Origin of the sequence: Clostridium ihumii AP5 (genome assembly GCF_000612845.1) — a bacterium.
GTDB lineage: Bacteria > Bacillota > Clostridia > Clostridiales > Clostridiaceae > Clostridium_J > Clostridium_J ihumii.
Window position 1 is genome coordinate 31,400 of record NZ_CCAT010000004.1, and the last position, 22,095, is coordinate 53,494.

The window sequence follows — 22,095 nt, forward strand, 5'->3', positions numbered from 1 at the left end:
GTAAATAGGTCAACTACTCACAATAATAGTTATTAAATTTTTTTAAAAATTCTTCTCTTTCATTTTTACTTCTAATTTTCACTTCTAACCTTGTATTAAAAGTCTCCTCTTCCCATCCTTTTTTTCTTTTATAATAATTTTTTACGATATTATAAAATCCGCCTGGGAAAATTAACATTGCATGAAGTACTTGAAGTTCTTGTTTTGCAAAAGAATATTCTTTACTATATTCACTGATAACAGTTTTAACCTTTTCGAATTCAAATGCAAAGTTCTTAACAAATTTATTTATAAAGTTACATAAATCACATATTCTTAAATCTATAGTCGAATAATCAAAATCTATAAAAAACACATTTTTTTTATTAATTATTATATTTCTAGCAACTAAATCTTGATGACACAAAGAAATTTTATCTTCAAAACTACATAGCTTTAAATACTGATGTTTTTTCAAGCAATTAATGCTTTGCTTCATTTCACCCAAATAATAGTCCACATTTTCTAAAAACATATTATCAAATTTAGTTTTTTTCTCATATCCTTCAACTAGTTTTTTAAAGATTTGTATTTCTTCCATTTTTCTTTCTGATTTTTCTATAAGCATCCCAGCCTCATATCTATATGAGTTATTCTTATATCTAAATCCTTCAGATGCATTGTGCATCTTTGCTAGTGAATTAGTTATCATTTTTAATTCTATAGGATTATAAAATGTCGCTTCTCTACCTTCAATAAAATCCATAACTACATAGCTATTATTATATATCTTTGTACAACAGTCACCATATACATTTTCTTTAAAATCTATAATATTACTGAATTTATTCTCCTTCAAATATTTCATAGCGTTATTTATAAAATTAACTTCGTTTAAATCATAGTTTACTTTTTTTAATATTTTATTTCCATCACTAGTATTTAAAATAAATACTTTTCTAACAGGTATAATTTCATGTATTTCATATTTATATTTTTCTAACACTTCTATATCTAAATCATACCCACTACTTAAAATATCTTCTCTAGCCATCGTACAATTCATATGGTAATACCTCCCTATTATAAGGGTTCCAAGTGAAGTTTTTAGTCTATACCATTATTATTTAATAATTTAAAATTTATATTTAACTACTCATTTAATACTTGGAACCAATTAAGAATTAACAATGATTATAGATGTTACTCACTTCATTGTTAACTCTTCATTGTCAATCATTAATTTTGTACAGTATTTTAAATCTCTATTTCCCAATTTAATTTATAAACTTTTTTCTTGGTTAATTTATTATAATTTAATATTAAAGTAATTTCATTTTCCATCTTGAAATCCTATATAAATTAAACTCCATAAAATCCTTAACTTTATGGAGTTTGTTTAATCTATTTTTGTTATATATGTCAAAACTCATTTTAGTTCACATCTATTAAATTTAAAAGACTTTCTCCATCTTCACCTATTGCTTTTCTTAATTTTCTTATATAATCATCTTCACTCCAATTTTTCTTGTTTTTTTTGTACTTTTCATAAACCTTCATGAATTCATGAGGATATGACATTAATGCTAATATAAAATTTCCACTACTTTCTGTTAAACCTTCAAATCCACAAAACTTATTTATATGTTCTTTCCAATCTAATTTTATTCCTTTTCTTTTTAGTTTAGATAATAAATAATACGCATCCATTTCCACCATGTTGTATGCTATATCATAAAAATTAACTATTTTAATTTCATTGTCATACTGAAGATTATCAAATCCTACATCAGTTAAACATATTTCTACCTTGTCCATGCTCCTAGATATAAGTTTTATATAATTGCTATTATATATACTTCTTATACATTCTTCTGCTCTTTCTAAATATATTGGACCATATTCATCTATAAACTGTTCAACTTTGCCATTACAACCAGATTCCTTAATTTTCTGCAAATCCTTTTTTAGCCGCTTAATATGAATCTTACATTCTTCTATAAGTTTACAGGTATCATTATTTATTCTGTATTTTAAACATCCATTAAATCCACAAGACTTTTGATGAAATTGAGAAATTACTTCCAATTGTTTATTAACCCTTTGTTCCATTCCTTTCATACTTAAACATTCATTATCTTTTAATATAAAATCTATTTTTCTTACTCCATTTTCCTTTAAATACTCTTGAAAATTTTCATAAAAAAAACGTTTCATTTACCACACCTCATTTTCCTTTATATAATATATAGTTATAATTTCATTTTCTTAAATTCATTTATAAATTCTTGTTTCATATCTCTATCTTCTAAACATAAGTTTAATTTTTTCATAAAAAATTCTTCACCCCAAGGTTGTTTTTCCCAATAATATTGTATTCCACGTTGCCAATAGTCCTGTGGAAACTCCATAAAAGCAGCCATAATTGGTATATCACTTTGTTCTAACTCATGAGTTTCCATATATGAATCAATCACTTCTCTTGCATTATCTAAGCTCCATCTATCATATTTCATTCTTCTTAACAATAAACTGCTTAAATCATGTAAATGAGAATCTAATATACAATAGTCAAAATCTATAATATTTATACCATCTTTTGTAATTAGAACGTTATGATGTGCATAATCATGATGACAAAATCCATTTTTTAAAACTTCATTCTCCATTGTCTCTAAGTACTTTGACTTAAAAAGATTTTCTATACTTCTATCACATCTTTGTAGTTCTTTTTCCATTTCACACATATATATATTATCAAACTCACTCTTTTTATCTTTTTTGTTTATTATTTCCTTAAAATTTAATATCTCATTTTTTCTTGTTTCATATGTTTCTATCCATTTAAACCAACCAACTCTTGGTTTCATGCTTTCAGTAACTATAAAATTTTCACTTTTTTTATGAAGCTCTCCTAATTTTCTTGCAGCATTCTTTACATCCAATACATTGTCATAATTACATTCTCTAGCATTTACCCATGCAGTTAAATATGCATAACCCCTTCCAACCTTTACATACTCATCACCACTTACAGTTTTTATAATACTAGGGATATACTTAAAATCATTTTTTTGTAGATGTTTAATTGCTTCTAATATAAATATAAAATGTGCTAATTCATAATTAATAACTTTTAAACAATATATATTTCTTGATGCGTCTATTCTAAAAACATTCTTGTTTTTTTCTATATTTGAAACTGAAAGTCCATATTGTTTTTCTATTATTTCTCGTATATTAGAACTTTCCAAAAGTACCCCTCCCTAAATCCCTATATTTGCAATATATGTTAAAATAAATATTTTGTGTTTTATTTTATGTGTTATTTGGTAATTTGTAACATTTATATATATGTAAAATAATATGATATTATATAGGGTTCCAAACTCAAATTTAAAGTAATTTTTTTATCAAATGATACTACTAAAGTTACATGTTATTTCTATTTTCATATTGGAACTAAGTAAGAAGTAGAAGTGGAAATCTACGGTAGTTATTACTCACTTCGTTCCCAATATATAAAAATAGAAGCACATAAAAACTAGCCTTTAGTAGGCTTTAACTAAATTGCTTTACAAATTATTATAAAAATTAATTTTTAAAACTGCGATTTCAGTTTTATCCTTCATTGTTAATTGCTCTTCGTTAATTGTTAATTTTTGTACAACACTTTAAATTGTTATTTCTCATTTGAAATAACAATAATTTCATTTTTCAACTTGTATTCCTATACATATTTTTTAAGGGGGTATTTTTATGAGAATAGGATTCGATGGCAGAGGTATAAATTGGTACAGCGGAACAGGAATTGGTACTTATACTGAAAATTTACTTAAAAATTTACTTAATATAGACAAAGAAAACTATTATCAAATTTATTGGGATCTTGATAATAGTGAAATTTATAAGAAAGAAAATTCTCAAATAGTTATGGCACCTAAAAGACATCATAGATTCTTTGAAACATCTTATATACCATATAATTTAAAATATGAAAACATAAATCTTTATCACATTCCTCAAAATGGAATAGGCTTGAACCCAAATACTTTGTGTAAGAAAATTGTTACCATACATGATTTAATTCCATATATTATGCCTGAAACAGTTGGCAGAGGCTACTTATTAAAATTTCTTAAAGAAATGCCTATAATAATGGAAAACTCTAATGCCATTATTACTGTTTCTGAATATAGCAAAAAAGATATATTAAGATTTTTTCCTATAGATGAAAATAAGGTTTATGTTGCTCCTCTAGCAGCTAATGATAATTATAAGCCATTAGATAAAGAATATTGCCAAAAATTAATAAAAGAAAAATATAATATTGATAAACCTTATATTCTTTACTTAGGTGGATTTAGTGAAAGAAAAAATGTTCATACATTAATACGTGCTTTTTCTAAAATATATAAAAGTCTTGATAAAGAGTATAATCTTGTTATAGTTGGATCATATAGAGATGAATCCCAATACCTTATAAAGCTTCGTGATAAATTAGGTATGAATGACAATATTATCTTTACTGGATATGTTCCTTATGAAGACTTACCAATATTCTATAACGCATCTGAAACTTTTGTTTATCCATCATTATATGAAGGTTTTGGACTTCCACCTCTTGAAGCAATGAATTGCAAAGTTCCCGTAATTTCTTCTAACATTACTTCAATTCCAGAAGTAGTTGAAAATGCAGGAATTTTAATAAATCCTAATAGTGAAACAGAGCTTTATGATTCCCTAGGCACTATGCTTAGTAATGAAAGCTTGAGAAACAGTTATGCAGAGCTTGGCTATAAACAATCTCAAAAATTTTCTTGGAGAAATACAGCACAAAAAACATTAGAAGTATATAAAAAAGTATGTGAAGAGTGTCCTCTAGATACTTTAAAATAAATTAAAAGTGTAGATTAATATCTACACTTTTAATTTTAACGAATTAGTATTTGATTTTTATATTCCAAGTTTTATGCCTATATTGGTAAAGTCGTAACAACTACTTTAACCGTTTTAACTTAAATTTGTAAGTCTTTGTTTTACAAAATTTAAGAAAATCACTATTTTAATTTTCAAACCATTTAGAAAAAATTTTTTCATCTTTAAATCCAAAACTTTTATAAAGACCATATGCTTTATAATTAGAGGTTATTACAAGTAACTTTATTTCATTTACCTTTTTAATTTGCAAAAATTCTATACATTTGTTAAGTAACTCTTTACCTAACCCCCTACCTCTATATTCATTTATAATAGCTATGTTGTCTATCCATCCTATATCATCAACTTTAGATAGCATGTATACACCTATCTCTATATTTTTCTCTTCAATAATACCTATTAACTCTTCATTACCTTTATAATTTTGTAAATATACCATTGAATCTTCATCTGTAATAGTTGCTGCATTACATTCTCCATTAAATGCTTTATTATGTAACTTTGTAAAATTACTTATATTACCCAAATTTAATGGTTTAAACTTCAATTTACCGTTTAAATTACTTTGTCTTAATATCCTTTGTCCTTCATAATTCATGATTAAAGCATCATAAACTTCCTTAAACCCTGAATCTATAATAATCTCTGATAAATACAACATTTCATTTCTTATCCCTAAAGAAGTCTTATTTGCACCTTTACTAATCGAAAACTCAACTGCATCTTTTAATATATTTTTTATATTGTTTTTATATAGAGTTAAATCATAATTTTTAACATAAAATTCTGTAATATATGCCATTTTACAAACTTCTATTTCTTTAGTTATTATTCCAAAACAACATATAATATTACCATTTATATGTGATACAAAAAGCTGATTTCCATATTCAAAAACTTCACTTTCAAAAAATTGAATCATTTCTTCATAATTTTTATCAAAATTTCTATCCACTCTATAAATAAAATTATATAAATTTTTTTTCTCTTGTAAAGTCAAATTTTTAAAAGTAATTAAATTCATGTTAACCCTCAAAATGCTTTTATTTTAATTACATTATACCATGAAACCTCCTATAAAAAAGTCTTATAATTATTATTTTTCATTATAATTTAAGAAATCAATTTTAAATAAATTTAAAATTGATTTCTTAAATTCCTCCTATATTAAATTTTAAAATTTTATCTCCTAATTTAAGCAAATTTAAATTTAATATTTATATATTAAAAATTTATAAAAACCCTTTTAACTCCTCATCTTCTTTAATTTCATTTAGTAATGATTTCATTTCCTGATCCTTAGATTTATCCATAACAAGTATCACATCCCCTGCATCCACAATCACTAAATCTTTTAAACCAAAACCTATGATTAATTTATCATTACCAAATACTGAGCAATTTTCACTATCATTTAAAAATGATGGACCTGATATATTATTGCCTCTATTAGACTTTAAAAATCTAGTAAGGGCATTAAAGCTTCCTATATCATCCCATACAAATTCACATTTTATAACATATGCTTTTCTTGTTTTTTGCATGATACCAAAATCAACGGAGATTCCATCAATTAAATCATATTGTGCATTTATCACCTCTTGTTCGTTTTCTTCACCTATGCTTTGATATATCCTATTTATACATTCATGCATTTTAGGAAGATACCTTTGCATTTCTCTTAAATAAATATCCGCTCTCCATACAAACATCCCACTATTCCACAAATAAGTTCCTTCCATCAAAAAGTCCTTAGCAACTTCTAAATTAGGCTTTTCTGTAAATCTCTCTACCTTAAAAGTTGGTATATCACCTGAAATTTGATTTCCCATTTGAATATATCCATATCCTGTTTCGGGTCTAGTTGGCATAACTCCTATTGTTACAAGGCCTCTTTTTCTCTCAGCCACTTCTATAGCTTGAATGATTGTCTGATTAAACTGTTTTTCACCTTCTATATAGTGATCAGATGGTAACACAACCATAACAGCTTCTTTATCTCTTTTAAGAAGCTTAACAGCCGACAATCCTATGCATGTTGCAGTCTCTTTATTTTCAGGTTCTATAAATACATTCTCCTCCTTTATTTCAGGTAGCTCTTCATATACTTTATCTATATATTCTTTATTTGTAACGACAAAAATATTATCTTTATCGATAATTGGCGTAATCCTATCTACAGTATTCCTAAGAAAGCTTTTATTATTTACTGTTTTTAAAAACTGTTTGGGATTATTTGATCTTGATAAGGGATATAATCTTGTTCCTTTTCCACCTGCTAAAATTAATGCGTATAACAAAATATCACCTTTATTTATTGCTTAATTCTATTTTATGTTGATTTTTACTTTTTTGTGCTATTCTATTTTCCATAAATTCATTAAAATAACTTAACTATTTAAAATTATCCACCACTTATAAAAAAACTATCAAACTTATACACATATTATTCCTACTTTTATATAGGGGGACAATCAATAAATAATGATGAAAAGTTATGGTATCTATTACTCCCATTATTCTTAATATCCGAAAATACAAATTTATAAAAACTACTTTGTACATAGTGTTTAACTAATTTTATCTGAAAAACACTATAAAATTTTATAAAAAAAACTAACACTTTATTTTTACATCTAATTACTTATTAACATATAATTCATATTGTTTTATGTTAAATTTTACTACGTATACTTTTATTAATAATTACTAATCATATGTATTGTAAAGTGTGTTTTTAATGTTTCTTTACAAAAGTTATAAGGAGATGATTTTATGTCATTTGAATCTTTTGACGAAAATTGCCCTACAAACTACTCTGACAATAAAATAAATAATTTAATAAACGAAAGTTTAAGTAATTATGAATTATTAAATGACGCCTTTGATAATGCATATCATCGCACCATAGATGTTACAGACAAAAATGGGAACGATGCAACTTTCGTTAAGAAAAATGTTATTAAAACTGGTCATACTATCAGCTCTATTGATTAATTTTCTTCTATTACTAAACATGAAAGAAAATAATAATTGCCAGTGTTTATGCTCTTTAAGGCGGAGTAGCTGCCTTCTTCTAAAGAGTAATTTATTTATAAAATACCTCTTAAAAAGGATGACTTAAATTAAATCTCTTCTTAAGTCATCCTTTTTTCATTTCATTATAGTATTATTCTTCTTATTATTTTTTCAAAATCATTAATTTTATTAATACACTTTTCTTCTGTTTTATCTTCTGCTTCTAAATATACTTTTATCTTTGGTTCTGTTCCTGACGGCCTTATAACTATCCACGAATTATCTTCTAAAATAAATTTTACTACATTTGATTTTGGCAATGTTAGTTCATATTTTTTATTTAAATTTAAATCACTTACTATCCCTAATTTATAATCTTCTATTTTTTTAACCTTAATATTTTGATTTTCTAACATATTCAAAAATTCATTTCTAAAATAATTCATTATATATTCAATCTTATCTTTTCCCTCTATACCTTTAAATTCAAAGGATAATAATTTTTCTTTTGAATATCCATATTTTTTATATATATTCTTAAGTTGCTCACACAAAGATATACCTTTTAATTTATAATACAATGCCATCTCACAAATTAATGATGTTGCAATCACAGCATCTTTATCTCCAACGAAATCACCAGTTAAATATCCATAACTTTCTTCAAATCCTAAAATAAATTGTCTACTATTTTCATTTTTAACTAATTCACCTATATATTTAAACCCTGTTAACACTTCTAAAACATCAATTTCAAATTTTTCTTCAAACCTTTTAACTAAATCTGTTGTCACTATAGTTTTTATAATCATTGCTTTTTTAGATAATCTATTTTGTGATTTTAATGTTTCTAGTGCATAAAAGCTTAAAAGTATACCTATTTCATTTCCAGTTAACGGAACATACTTTCCATTATCATTACATACTACACCAACTCTATCACAATCTGGATCTGTACCTATAATTAAATCTACATCCTCTTTTTTAGCCATTTCTAAAGCTAATTTGAAAACCTTTGTATCCTCAGGATTAGGATATTTTACAGTTGGAAAATTTCCATCTGCATTCTCTTGTTCCTTTACAATCTTAAATTTATAATTAAAATCCTCTAAAATTCTTGTAATGGGTTCCCTTCCAGTACCATGTATAGGTGTATAGATAATTTTTAACTTATCACCATATTCATCTATTATATTCTTTCTCAAAGATATACTTTTTACTTTTTCTATATATTGTTTCTTTATATCTTTTCCTATATAAACTATATGTTCTTTTTCAAGAGCATAAGTTATATTTTCATATTTTATTTCATCGAAACTTTTAACATTCTTAATTTCACTTAAAATTTCTTTACTCATTTTATCTGTAATTTGAACTCCATCAGAATTGTATACTTTGTAACCATTGTATTCTTTTGAATTATGAGATGCTGTTATAACTATGCCTGCATTACAATTGAGCTTTCTAACTGTATAAGATAATATTGGTGTAGCTGTTATATCATCATATAGATACACTTTTATGTTGTTTCCTGCTAAAACCTTAGCTGTTTCATTGGCAAAATCACTAGAATTATTTCTTGAATCATATGCAATAGCAACACTAATATCTTTAGTATATTTTTTTATTAAGTACCTTGATAATCCTTCTGTTGCTTTTCTAACTGTATATTTATTTATTCTATTACTACCATTCCCCATAACCCCTCTTAATCCACCAGTTCCAAATTCTAATTCCTTATAAAATCTTTCTTTTTTATCATCATGATTTATATCTTTTAAATGTTCTTTATCTTTTTCATCTATACTATTAGAATTCATCCATAAATTATATCTTTCATTATAATCCAAAAAATTCAACTCCTAATACCTTTATAAAAAAAGCATGTACTATAAAGTCTTCTTTTTTAGTACATGCTTTTTTTCTTAATATCAATATATGTTAGTTTTGAAAAAAATTGATTATTTATCCGTTTTATTTTTCTTCTTCTTTTTCTTCTATATCTTGTTCTTCTTTTATTTCTTCTTCCTTTTTATCATCTTTAGATTTTTTTTCAGTTTCAACAACTGTTGATTCATCTAATACAAATTCTAAATTATCTTCTGCTAATCTAGCTCCAGTACTTTTTATAATGTCAAATAACTCTTCATCATCTAAATTGTCTCCAGCTATTCTTTCTCTAAAGCATGAAAATATTTCTTCTCTAAAATACTGTGCATTTATTCTTGGGAAATTAGGAAATGCCTCAAATCCAAATTCGCTAGCTTTCTTTGCACCTTCTATATCATACTTAAAATAGTATTTGTTCTCACATTTACTTAGTTCACCTATTTTTATTTTATTATCTCCATTATTAAACATAATAAATAATGTTTCATTAATTTTTTCCATATCTCTACTCCTTTGTAACATCCTTTTGTATAATATTATTCTTTTGTTTAAATTTTATTTTAAGAAATCTTTTAATTTATTTATAGCATCATTGGAATTCAAATAAAATTCACTACTTCTTATTTTATAGAATTTCCATCCTACTCTTTCTAACGTATGTTGTCTTTCATAACTATCTTCCCAAGAATACTTACCATTTCTTCTTCCTCCAACACACTCAATTGCTATACATTTATCTGCATCTAGTACAAAATCAATTTCATACTTACCAACTCTAACTTTTGGAGTTATATTTAAACTTTCTCCTATAAGATTTTGCTCTATATCTTCTTCAAAATCAGTAAGTACATATTCTTTATCCTTAATATCATTATAGACATAGTTTTTATAGTTAATACAATAATCTAGTAACTTATATCTTATACACTTAGGACTTATCTCTTCCAAATCAACAGAATGGAATATCCACATTTGATTTCTTGCTCTACTTGCTGCTACATTAAATCTTCTAATATCAGAATCCTTAGCTAATATATTATATTTAACATTATTTGCTATAACAAGAGATAAAAATACTATGTCTCTCTCATCGCCTTGGAATGAATATGCATCTCCACATACAATTTTTCTTTCTATAATCTCTTCCATTCCAATTCTTTCTATAAGAAGATTTTCGATAACTTCTGCTTGTGCGTCGCCAAGTAAAGATATTACCCCCATAGTCATGCCATTATATTTTTCATCCTTGCAACACTTTTCAATTTGATCTACTATTGCATAAGCTTCTTTTATATTTACAGACCTAGATGGTTCCCTAACAGCATCATCTACTTTTACAGCAATTAAAGGTTCTGTATCTATTGGATTGTCATTCTTACCACACCTTAAAGGTATAATTTCATCAGAATAACATGTCTTATTACTAAATCCTATTATCTCTTCAACACTTCTAAAATGTTCCTTTAAAACAAGTCTATTTGGAAATACTCTTAATGCTGTTGTGTATAAACTAGTCTTTAAATCAAACCAATCTGAATCTGGTATGTCATAAAGATAATCTTCTATAAGTTTTTCAACCATTCCACTATCTTTTCCAATAGCTTCTGGACTTATTTGCTTTTCATCTCCTACTATAACTGCTCTTTCTGCTCTCATTAACGCTGTTAATGCAGTTATATCACTTTGACTACTTTCATCTACTATTACAACGTCAAAAGCATTCTCATTTACTTTAAGATTTTCTATAACTCTATTTATTGGCATTATCCAAACAGGAATTACATCTTTGCACTTCTCCATTTCTTTTTGTGCAATTTTTCTATACTTAGCAGCTTGTACCCCTGTTCCTTTACCTATCCTTTTTATCGCTTCCATCCATGCAAATAAACTTCTTTTTTGCGATTCTGTTGTTCTTTGAATTTGGTTATACCAACTTTGTTTGCTTACAATTTCTTTTATCAATGTATTTTCTAAAACTTTTTCATCATGTAACATTTTCTCTAATTTCATTATATCATTGTTACAATTATCTTTTATAAATTCACTAAATACCCTATATTTAAATGCATCTTTAAAATTCATGAAATCATTTTTTAAGTTTTCATTATCTTTTGCAAATATATACTTTGTGAATTTAGGACAAACGTCTACCATCTTGTCTCTATATTTTATAAGCTTATCCAGCTCATTACTGTTTTTAGTTACATATAATATTTCTCTATTAAGCTCTTTAACTGATTTATAATCGAATTTTTCTATATAATCACAAAGTTGATTAAAGCAAGGATATTTCTTTATAATTTTATTATTTTGATTTAATTCTTCTCTAGTACTTTCCATAAGTCTAAATGATTTTAAACTTAAAAGAGAATCTTTTATATACTTATAGTCTTCCTTTTCATAAAAATTAATTTCCTTACTAAAATGTTTAGCTTTTAATAATCCTATTATTTTATCTTTGTAATTTTCATCCCAACTAATTACTATATTTAACTTTTGAAGTGTATCCTCCATCTTTAGTAAATAATTGCTTTCTTCTTCTATTTGCTCACCATCTAGCTCTTTTATATTATTATTAAAATAATTTTTTAATTCTTTTTCTGTTTCATTTAACTTAATATAATTATTAATTATGTCTAATTTATCTACTGATGTAACATTTTCACCATCAACTTTTACATCTTCAATAATATACTTAACATTACCATGTAACATTTTAAACAATGAACTTATTTTTCCCTTTTCTCTTATAGCTTTTTCTACAATTTTAAAATCCTTTTTAAATTGTACTAAATCTACATTGTTAGGAATTTCTATTGAGTGTTTGTTTAGTTCTATCTTTAATTTTGATATACACTCTATACATTCATTACAATGTTCTATGAAACTATTCCAAAATTCTTTGGTAGTTTTATTTGCATGATATACTTTCATAAGTTTTTCTATATAAGTGCCTTCTATTTCACTTAAACTTTTATAAGCCTCATCTAGCAAGTTAATTAAATGTGTATTTTTATAACTTGTAACTTCCTTGTCGCTCCAATTAGATAAGATCTTTTTATTTTGTTCAGACTTTTTATTTTCTTCATTATATATTTCTATAAGTTTTAATACATAATCCAAATTTGGTAACTTACTTATATTTTCTTTGCTATCCTCATATAATTTTAATTCATCAGATTTAAACTTTTCTAGTAATTCAAGCATGTCCATTAATTCTTCATCATTTAATGGACTACTATCTTTTATGCATAATGAATCATCAATATAATCTAAGTTTGTATTTTCTCTTATATATTTAGCCATATCCATTAATGTATACTGATTGTTGTCATAATCTAATAAGCTATTTTCGCTTTCTTCAATTTTCTTTAATTCTTCATATAAAGAATTTTGAGCTGATTTACATTCTTTTAATTTAAATCTTAAATATTTGAATTCTTTCTTTATTTCACTAACATCTAGAGAAAGATTTTCAGTTATTTTTCTCACTGAATTATCCAAATCATCCATAGCCTTAGCATCATCCCCTAAGATACTCATACAAAGAGATCGTATTTCTTCTGGTATCTTATTATTAAGAACTTTAAGAGCCCTATCTGTTTGACTTGTCACCAATACTCTTTTACCATGAGCTAGCAAATGACAAATTAGATTTACTATAGTATGGCTTTTCCCTGTTCCTGGTGGCCCTTGTACAACAACACCAAAGTTTTCTGACAATCTTTTCACTATTTCTTTTTGTTCATTATTATATGGTAATGGGAACAATAAATCTTCACCTATAACATCCCACTCATCATCTTTAACATTTTCATTTGTTACTTCACTATTTACTAAAGCTTCTATAGTCTTAGGAATTTTATAACCGCTTTTTATAGCTTCTATCATTGAATTTAATTCTAAATTCCAAAGCCTAGTATCTACTTTTCTAAATATTATTACTGGCTCATCATAAAACTCTAAACTTCCTGTACTATTCATATCCAATAAAGATGATAGTTTTTTCATTTCACCATCAAAATCAATATCTAGTACACTACTAACTTCATTTATTCCATTAATTAATTCTTCTGAAACTCTAGGATTTATTCCTAGTGTTTTTATTTTACTACTTAAATCTATTAATTTATCTATTGGAAACTTATCTATGCCATTTAAAAAATCTGTCTCCACATTTGTTACATTGTTATATGGTTTCAAATAAAAAACACTGTTTTTTTCATCAAATACAAGTGTCATTTTTGTTATAAATATAGGATGACAAATTTGTTTTTCTTCCTCCATTCCTATAACTAGTCCATTTCCATATACAATTTCTAAATTCTCCCCATTTTTTTGAAGTTTTAAATATATTTTTGAAAATTTATTATATAAATCTTTATTTTCTTTTGTAATTTCTAACCAATAATCCTTAGTTTCACTATTTACTAAATCAATACCTTCCATGTCATGGAAAGCATTTTCAAAAAATATTTCTTCATATTCACTTATTTCCCTGATTTTCTTATCATTCATACTTTTGACGCTGAGTAAATATGTAAATATTTGTTCTACTTTTTTATTTATATCCAAGTTACTAACCTCCATTTTTATACACTATTCTATATGGTTCCAATTTAATTATTTCAGCTTATTCAATAATTAATTGTCCATGCTAATATTTAAACCTTATATAGTCATTTATTAAAATCTGTAATTTTAAAACAAATAAATCTCATTTTTATTCTTATATTTCTTATAAAGACATAGTTATACATTTTTATTATAGTTTATGACACCACTTTGTACAATATTGAGAAGTAAATTCCCTTGTTGTATGTTTTTTCCTAATAGTTCTTTTTCCTTTATTATTTTCTATAAATCACTCTACATCTATTGCCTTATTAGATATTTACCGGGAAATTATTTTACTTTTTACTTATATTAAAAGTTTTTTTGTGTAGTTTTTTGTTACTTTTTAATTTTTGTTTAACTTTTCTGTAAAATGTTTTTTTTATTTCATTTTTTATTTTTTTTGCAATAAAAGTTGGATATTTTTTTCAATCTTTATAGTATAATATTTATGGAATTGTTAAAATTTAAAAGTTTGTTAATATAGTGAAACCATATCGAACTTAAATGTAGTAGTTATTTTTAAAAAATATTTTATTTAAATATGTCCTTTTTTATTTAATTGAATTCGATTACGTCTCACTATTTAAGGTGTCCAAGTTTTGGATTAGCCTATTTAGGAAATAAACTTGGAACCATATCCTGTTTTATAAATTATTTGTCATATATAAAGGAGAGGTAAGGATGTTTATTTTTGAAACTCAATTAAAAAAAATTAAGCACAATGTTTTAAAAAGCATTGCCATACTAGCAAAAGAAGACAGATTAACTACAGAAGAACTAAGCAAAATTCATGTTGGTATTGTTGATAAGGACACTCCTCAATACAGATGTTGTGTTTACAAGGAAAGAGTTATTGTAAATCAACGTGCAAAACTTGCTGCCGGATATTCACCAACTGGAGATACTATGGATGAACTGGAAGACATAAAAAATAATGATCAAATTATTTATATTATCGAAGCAGCTTGTGATAAATGTCCAATAAATAAATATACTGTTACTGAAGCTTGCAGAGGTTGCCTTGCTCATAAATGTATGGAGGTTTGTCCTACAAAAGCCATGGTAAGAGTTAATGGTAAAGCTTTTATAAATCAAGAGTTATGCAAGGAATGTGGACTTTGCAAAAAGCAATGTCCTTATCATGCAATTTCAGAAGTTTTAAGACCTTGTAAAGTTGTTTGTCCTACTGGCGCATTATCTGTAGCTGAAGATAGAAGAGCCATGATAAAAACAGAAGATTGCATTCAATGTGGTGCTTGTATGAAAGCTTGCCCTTTTGGTGCTATATCTGATAAGAGTTTCATTGAACCAGTAGCTAGACGTCTTGCAAAAAAAGAAAACCTTTACGCAATAATTGCTCCTGCAATTGGAGGTCAATTTGGCAATAAAGTTTCTTTAGGTCAAGTTAAATCCGCTCTTTTAAATATTGGTTTTACTGATGTATATGAAGCTGCTTGTGGTGCAGATTTAGTAACTATTCACGAAAGTAACGAATTTGTTGAAAGAATGAATTCTGGTGATAAGTACATGACTAACTCTTGTTGCCCTGGTTTTTTAAGTTATATAGAAAAGAAATTTCCAAAGGAAAAAGATAAAATTTCTTCAACAGTTTCTCCAATGATAGCAACTGGTAAATATATAAAATCTTTTGATCCAGATGCAAAAATAATTTTTGTAGGTCCTTGTACTGCAAAAAAAGGAGAAATGAGACGTCCTGATGTAAAAGATATAATTGACTATGTACTTACATTTGAAGAAATTTCAGCATTATTAGATGCCTTTGACATGGATCCAGAAAATTGCGATTCAGTTACTTTTGATGATGGTTCTACTTTGGGTCGTGGATTCGCTGCAACTGGTGGACTTACTGCTGCTATAGAAAACTATATTGAACGTGAAAAAATTAATATAGATTTCAAACCTATTAAAATAAGTGGTCCAACTGATATGAAGAAAACTATGACTCTTGCTAGTATAGGTAAACTTCCAGCAAACTTTATTGAAGGTATGATGTGTGAAGGCGGTTGTGTTGGTGGTGCTGGTGTGATTTTACCTCCACTAAGCACTAAAGCTACATTTGTTAAACAAAATGCTACTGCATCTAAGAAATCAGTAGTAGATAATGATAAAATACCTGAATTTGAAAATATAAATCTTGAAAGAAATTTAGATAAATAAAAATAAGACTTAAGCTAAATTTAGCTTAAGTCTTATTTTACGTTTACATTTTTTTAATTTTATTTACAAGAGTTTCTCTCTACTATATCATATGGTAATATAAATTGTTGTTCTTCTACTGGTTCATTATTAAGTATTTTTATAAGAATTCTCATACTTATTGAACCCATATCGTAAAGTGGTTGTGATACTGTCGTTAATGTTGGATAGTACATTGATGCTAAATCAGTGTCATTGAAGCCCATAACATCTACTTGTTCTGGAACTTTTATATTTCTTTCTCTTAATGCATTAATTGCACCTACTGCAACTTCATCACTACTACAAATTACAGCATCAAATGATGTTTTTTCTAATATTGTATTTACACCTTTGAATCCTTCTTGCGCATTTAAAGATGAGAAATAAATTAAATTTTCATCATATCCTATATTTTCACTTACAGCTTTCTTATATCCATCAAAAAGCTTTTGATAATTTCCGCCATACATTTCTGGGAAAAAACCAATGTATGCAATTCTTTTATTTCCCTTTTCTATTAAGTATTTAGTTGCGTCATATCCTGCTTGAAATACATCGATTACAACACTTGGATATTTTTCTTTAGAATCACTTGTTCCTACGGTTACTACTTTCATATCTAACTCATTTATAAAGTCTTCTACTTCTTTAACCATAGCATTTCCCATGTATATTACACCATCTACCATTTTTTCTTTTAGCATTCTAAAGCTTTCTTTTTCTCTATTTATATCTAAATCTGTGTTGCATAACATTATATTATAATTATATATATTAGCAACATCTTCTGCGCCTCTAACTACTTCTGGGAAAATAGCACCTGCTATATCTGGAATTATTATTCCTATAGTGCTAGACTTATGTGTTTTTAGACTTCTTGCTAGAATGTTTGGTCTATAACCTAACTTATCTATAGCATCTAAAACTTTTCTTTTAGTATCTTCATTTACGACATTTATTCCATTTAATACTCTTGATACAGTAGCAATTGAAACTCCAGCCTCTTTAGCTACATCTTTAATTGAAGCTGCCATTTTAATCACTCCTATTATTTATAATTTAAACTTTTAGTATATTAAAAATAACATACTCATTCATACGTAATATTTTCTTAACCAACCTTATCATTTTATAGTACTTTATACTATAATAATTTACAATAGTTTTTCCACATATGCTTAAATATATGTTTACTATTTAGGTATATTTAAAATTTTACAAATGAATATGCTAAGTTTTACAAATTTTATTATATATTTAGCTTTGTAACTTCTGATTATTTATAATGAAATGTATATTTATATGCTTGTGTTTTACCAAATAACGTCAAGTAATTTAATTGCTATAAAATAATTTGAAAAAAGTACTGCTGTTGGAATACTAACACATTTTACAATTTCTATCAACACAAATTTAGTCATATTAAATTTATTTTTACACACAATATCATTTTTTTCCTCTTCTATATTAGCTATTTTTTCATTTTCCTTACTATTTCCATTATTTTTCTTTATCCATAATATTTTCTTTATTATATTAACAAGCATACATAATATAAATATTAAAAATATAGGTGAACTAACTATTGAAATTACATAAAATATTCCTTTATTAAATTTCATCTCTTTAAATCCCCCTTGATTTTTGACATATAATCTGTGATTTTTGTAAATATTTTACTATATTAATTATACAATTATATAACTATGTTAATATACATAATAAGTAATGTTATAAATAAATTTACAATTAATTTATTTTTTATAAAAAAATACCCATAAATGAAACATTTCATTTATGGGTATTTTTATTTAATTATAATTTTTCAACAGCAAGTTTTAACTCTTCACCATTTATTTTAACTTCTTGATAATCAAAGTTTCCACCATAAACTATTTCTACAGCAAGTGTATCTCTAGCTATTTGCTCTTCAAACTTTCTTATTACATTTTCTAGCATTTCATTGCCTGTAACGTAGATATTTATTTTATCAGCAACTTCAAATCCACTTTCTTTTCTCATGTTTTGAATTTTACTTAATATCTCTCTTACATGACCTTCTTCTCTTAATTCTTCAGTTATTGTAGTATCTAAAACTACTCCCATGTCACCTTCACCAGCAAATGCATAACCATCTAATCCTTGCATTGTTATTAATAGTTTATTTGAATCTAATTCTATCTCTTCACCATTAACATCTATTGTAACAGTATTACCATTATTTATAGTCTGTGCAAGTTCCATTTGGTTCATTTCACCTATAGCTTTTCTTATTCCAGGTATTAATTTACCATAAGCTTTTCCCAATACAGGTAGGTTTGGTTTTATTTCGAAATTAACATATTTAGATATATCAGCACCTAACTCAACTTCTTTTATATTAAGTTCATCTTTTACTATATCTCCATAGTATTCTGGAAGTGATTTTGCTGAAACTAACATTTTACCAAGCGGTTGTCTATTCTTAATGTTTGCACCATTTCTTGCACTTCTTCCAAGTTTAACTATTGTATATGCTTTGTTCATTTCTTCTTCTAAAGATTCATCTACTAAGTCAGATCTGTATTCTGGCCATCTGCATAAATGAACACTTTCTGGTGCATTTTTATCAAATGCAACAACTAAGTTTTGATATAACTCTTCTGTTACAAATGGTATAAATGGAGCAGCTATTTTTGATAAAGTAGTTAATACTCTATATAATGTCATGTATGCTCCTATTTTATCATCATTTAACCCTTCAACCCAATATCTTGCTCTGTTTCTTCTTACATACCAGTTTGAAAGTTCATCTACAAATTCTTCAAGCTCTTTTGCACCTTGAGTAATTCTATAGTTTTCTAAATGCTCATCTATTGTCTTAACTAAAGTATTAAGTTTAGACATCATCCATCTATCCATTACATTTTCAGATACGAAATTTTCATATTTAGATGGGTCAAATTTATCTATATCAGCATATAAAACATAGAATGAGTAAACATTCCATAGTGTTCCTATGAATTTTCTTTGTGCTTCTATAACAGCTTCTTCATAGAATCTTGAAGGTAACCATGGTGCACTAGCTGTGTAGAAGTACCATCTTAACGCATCTGCTCCTTCATTTTCTAATACTGTGAATGGACTTAAAACATTTCCTTTGTGCTTAGACATTTTTAATCCATCTTTATCTAGTACGTGTCCTAGAACTATACAGTTTTCAAACGGATTCTTTTCAAATACTACAGTTGATATTGCAAGTAATGTATAGAACCATCCTCTTGTTTGGTCAACTGCCTCTGAAATAAATTGTGCTGGGAAGTTAGCCTCAAACACTTCTTTATTTTCAAAAGGATAGTGATGTTGTGCAAATGGCATTGATCCTGAGTCAAACCAACAGTCAATAACCTCTTCCACTCTTGTCATTTCCTTTGAACACTTAGGACAATTTAAATGTACTTTATCTATATATGGTTTATGAAGTTCTATATCTTCTGGTACATTTATTCCTTTTTCCTTAAGTTCAGCTATGCTTCCTATCATCTCTCTATGTCCGCATTCGCATTCCCAAATTGGAAGTGGTGTTCCCCAGTATCTATTTCTTGAAATACCCCAGTCAATTACACCTTCTAAGAATTTTCCCATTCTTCCAGTTCTAACATTGTCAGGCATCCAATTTATATTGTTATTATTTTCAAGAAGTTTATCTCTTAAAGATGACATTCTTACAAACCAGCTCTCTCTTGGATAGTAAAGAAGTGGTGTGTCACATCTCCAGCAGTGTGGATATGAGTGTAGGAATTTTTCACTTTTATAAAGTTTTCCTTCTTCCTTTAATGTATTTATTATCTTTTCGTCTGCTTTTTTAACAAATATTCCAGCCCATGGAGTAACTGCATCTACAAATTTACCTTCTCCATCAACTAAATTGATTAATGGTAAATCATAAAGTTTTCCTATTTTATTATCGTCATCTCCATATGCAGGCGCTATATGAACTATACCAGTACCATCTGATAATGTTACATAATCTCCATGAACAACATAAAATGCTTTCTTTTCAGGAACTTCAAAGTTAAACATTTGTTCATATTCTTTTCCTAGAAGTTCTTCACCTTTAAATTCAGCAATTATTTCATACTCTCCATTTAATTTACTTAATAATGATTTTGAAAGTATTAAATGTTCATCTTCTTGAACAACTTCAACATAATCGTATGTTTTATTTACAGCTAATGCAACGTTACTTGGTAAAGTCCAAGGAGTTGTTGTCCAAACTAAGAAAGATTTGTCTTCATTTTTTAGTTTGAATTTAACATATACTGAACTGTCTTTTACATCTTTATATCCTTGAGCTACTTCGTGTGAAGATAAAGTTGTTCCACATCTTGGGCAATAAGGCATTACCTTAAATCCTTTATATATTAAATCCTTATCCCACATTCTTTTTAATGCCCACCAAACTGACTCTATATAATTATTGTGGAATGTTACATATGGATTATCCATATCTACCCAATATGCTAATCTTTCAGACATTTGTCTCCACATTTCAACATATGTAAACACACTATCTTTACATTCTGTAACAAACTTTTCTACACCATACTCTTCTATTTGAGGTTTACCTGATATTCCAAGTTTTTTTTCTATTTCAAGTTCAACTGGAAGACCATGAGTATCCCATCCTGCTTTTCTTAATACTTTATATCCCTTCATAACTTTATATCTTGGGATAATATCCTTCATAACTCTTGTAAGAACGTGACCTATATGTGGCTTACCATTTGCTGTTGGTGGTCCATCATAAAATGTAAAATACTCGCCATCATTATTTGCGTCAAAGTTCTTTTGTATTATGTTTTTTTCACTCCAAAGTTTTATAACATCTTTTTCCATGTCCATAAAACTTTTTGAAGAATCAATTTTTTTATACATATTAAAAACTCCTTTCTTATTGTAAATTTATTAGTCAATCTTAAAAGTTAAAATTTTAGTTTATAAAATAAAAAAACCCCGCCCTAAATAGGACGAAGATATCTTCGCTATACCACCTATGGTAATTTTTCAAGTACAAATATACTCTATTCTTTAACGCAGAAATACGGATAAACTTACTTAATTTCAGCTTTCAGCTCCTAGGTGATTTTCGATTATCTACAACTATGAGGTTACACCAACCCCTCACTCTCTTTAAGTTCTACGATAAATTACTTTTCCTATTCATAGCCTTTTAAAAAAACTTATAATTTGAATTCATTATAGTACACTAACTATTTGTTGTCAATTCATTTCATCATAAGGTTAAAACTAAATTTAAACTACCTTATTTATACAATTATATTCATAATTACACAATTTGTTACTCATTTAATTATAAATATAACCAATAATTTAAAATCAATTCATAGTACTATACACTTTTGCACATTTTAAATATTATATAGGAATAAATAATATTAATCATAACTT

The 22,095-nt window shown here is 26.5% G+C and carries 14 protein-coding genes and 1 other annotated feature; of the genes, 3 read left to right on the plus strand and 11 right to left on the minus strand.

Annotated features, from left to right (window positions below):
* Window positions 1–13: 13 nt before the first annotated feature.
* The 3 genes from BN346_RS00730 to BN346_RS00740 form a co-directional block, all read right to left on the minus strand.
* Entirely contained in the window at window positions 14–1,045 is a 1,032-nt protein-coding gene (locus BN346_RS00730; protein ID WP_074432656.1) for a CotS family spore coat protein, read from the minus strand.
* Window positions 1,046–1,413: 368 nt separating this feature from the next.
* Complete coding sequence (locus BN346_RS00735) at window positions 1,414–2,196, minus strand: protein kinase family protein (protein WP_034438269.1); 783 nt, start codon at window positions 2,194–2,196, stop codon at window positions 1,414–1,416.
* Between the two features lie 35 nt (window positions 2,197–2,231).
* Window positions 2,232–3,233, minus strand: a complete 1,002-nt coding sequence (locus BN346_RS00740; RefSeq protein WP_034438271.1) for a CotS family spore coat protein — start codon at window positions 3,231–3,233, stop codon at window positions 2,232–2,234.
* Window positions 3,234–3,738: 505 nt separating this feature from the next.
* Between BN346_RS00740 and BN346_RS00745 the strand changes: the two genes are divergently transcribed.
* Window positions 3,739–4,878, plus strand: a complete 1,140-nt coding sequence (locus tag BN346_RS00745; RefSeq protein WP_034438273.1) for a glycosyltransferase family 4 protein — start codon at window positions 3,739–3,741, stop codon at window positions 4,876–4,878.
* Between the two features lie 166 nt (window positions 4,879–5,044).
* Here the strand turns inward: BN346_RS00745 and BN346_RS20310 are convergent, their stop codons facing one another.
* Complete coding sequence (locus tag BN346_RS20310; RefSeq protein ID WP_158644426.1) at window positions 5,045–5,875, minus strand: GNAT family N-acetyltransferase; 831 nt, start codon at window positions 5,873–5,875, stop codon at window positions 5,045–5,047.
* 277 nt (window positions 5,876–6,152) lie between these two features.
* Complete coding sequence (locus tag BN346_RS00755) at window positions 6,153–7,220, minus strand: mannose-1-phosphate guanylyltransferase (protein WP_034438277.1); 1,068 nt, start codon at window positions 7,218–7,220, stop codon at window positions 6,153–6,155.
* A gap of 475 nt (window positions 7,221–7,695) precedes the next feature.
* Here BN346_RS00755 and BN346_RS00760 point away from each other — a divergent pair, with 475 nt between their 5' ends.
* Complete coding sequence (locus tag BN346_RS00760) at window positions 7,696–7,917, plus strand: hypothetical protein (protein WP_034438279.1); 222 nt, start codon at window positions 7,696–7,698, stop codon at window positions 7,915–7,917.
* Between the two features lie 164 nt (window positions 7,918–8,081).
* On the opposite strand, the gene BN346_RS00765 is transcribed toward BN346_RS00760, so the two are convergent.
* The 3 genes from BN346_RS00765 to BN346_RS00775 form a co-directional block, all read right to left on the minus strand.
* Complete coding sequence (locus BN346_RS00765) at window positions 8,082–9,788, minus strand: phospho-sugar mutase (RefSeq protein WP_034438280.1); 1,707 nt, start codon at window positions 9,786–9,788, stop codon at window positions 8,082–8,084.
* Window positions 9,789–9,912: 124 nt separating this feature from the next.
* Complete coding sequence (locus tag BN346_RS00770; protein WP_034438282.1) at window positions 9,913–10,329, minus strand: hypothetical protein; 417 nt, start codon at window positions 10,327–10,329, stop codon at window positions 9,913–9,915.
* Window positions 10,330–10,383: 54 nt separating this feature from the next.
* On the minus strand, window positions 10,384–14,403 hold the full coding sequence (locus BN346_RS00775) for an AAA domain-containing protein (RefSeq protein ID WP_034438287.1): 4,020 nt from the start codon (window positions 14,401–14,403) through the stop codon (window positions 10,384–10,386).
* A gap of 723 nt (window positions 14,404–15,126) precedes the next feature.
* Between BN346_RS00775 and BN346_RS00780 the strand changes: the two genes are divergently transcribed.
* Window positions 15,127–16,623, plus strand: a complete 1,497-nt coding sequence (locus BN346_RS00780) for a 4Fe-4S dicluster domain-containing protein (protein ID WP_034438289.1) — start codon at window positions 15,127–15,129, stop codon at window positions 16,621–16,623.
* Between the two features lie 59 nt (window positions 16,624–16,682).
* Here BN346_RS00780 and BN346_RS00785 read toward each other — a convergent pair whose 3' ends face one another.
* From BN346_RS00785 to ileS, 3 genes are all read right to left on the minus strand, one after another.
* Complete coding sequence (locus BN346_RS00785) at window positions 16,683–17,678, minus strand: LacI family DNA-binding transcriptional regulator (RefSeq protein ID WP_034438292.1); 996 nt, start codon at window positions 17,676–17,678, stop codon at window positions 16,683–16,685.
* 279 nt (window positions 17,679–17,957) lie between these two features.
* The gene (locus BN346_RS00790; RefSeq protein ID WP_034438293.1) at window positions 17,958–18,266 is read right to left on the minus strand and encodes a hypothetical protein; all 309 of its coding nucleotides are present in this window, start codon (window positions 18,264–18,266) and stop codon (window positions 17,958–17,960) included.
* A 193-nt stretch (window positions 18,267–18,459) separates the two neighbouring features.
* Entirely contained in the window at window positions 18,460–21,561 is a 3,102-nt protein-coding gene (ileS, locus tag BN346_RS00795; protein WP_034438295.1) for an isoleucine--tRNA ligase, read from the minus strand.
* An 85-nt stretch (window positions 21,562–21,646) separates the two neighbouring features.
* Window positions 21,647–21,859, minus strand: a binding site (T-box leader).
* Window positions 21,860–22,095: the final 236 nt, after the last annotated feature.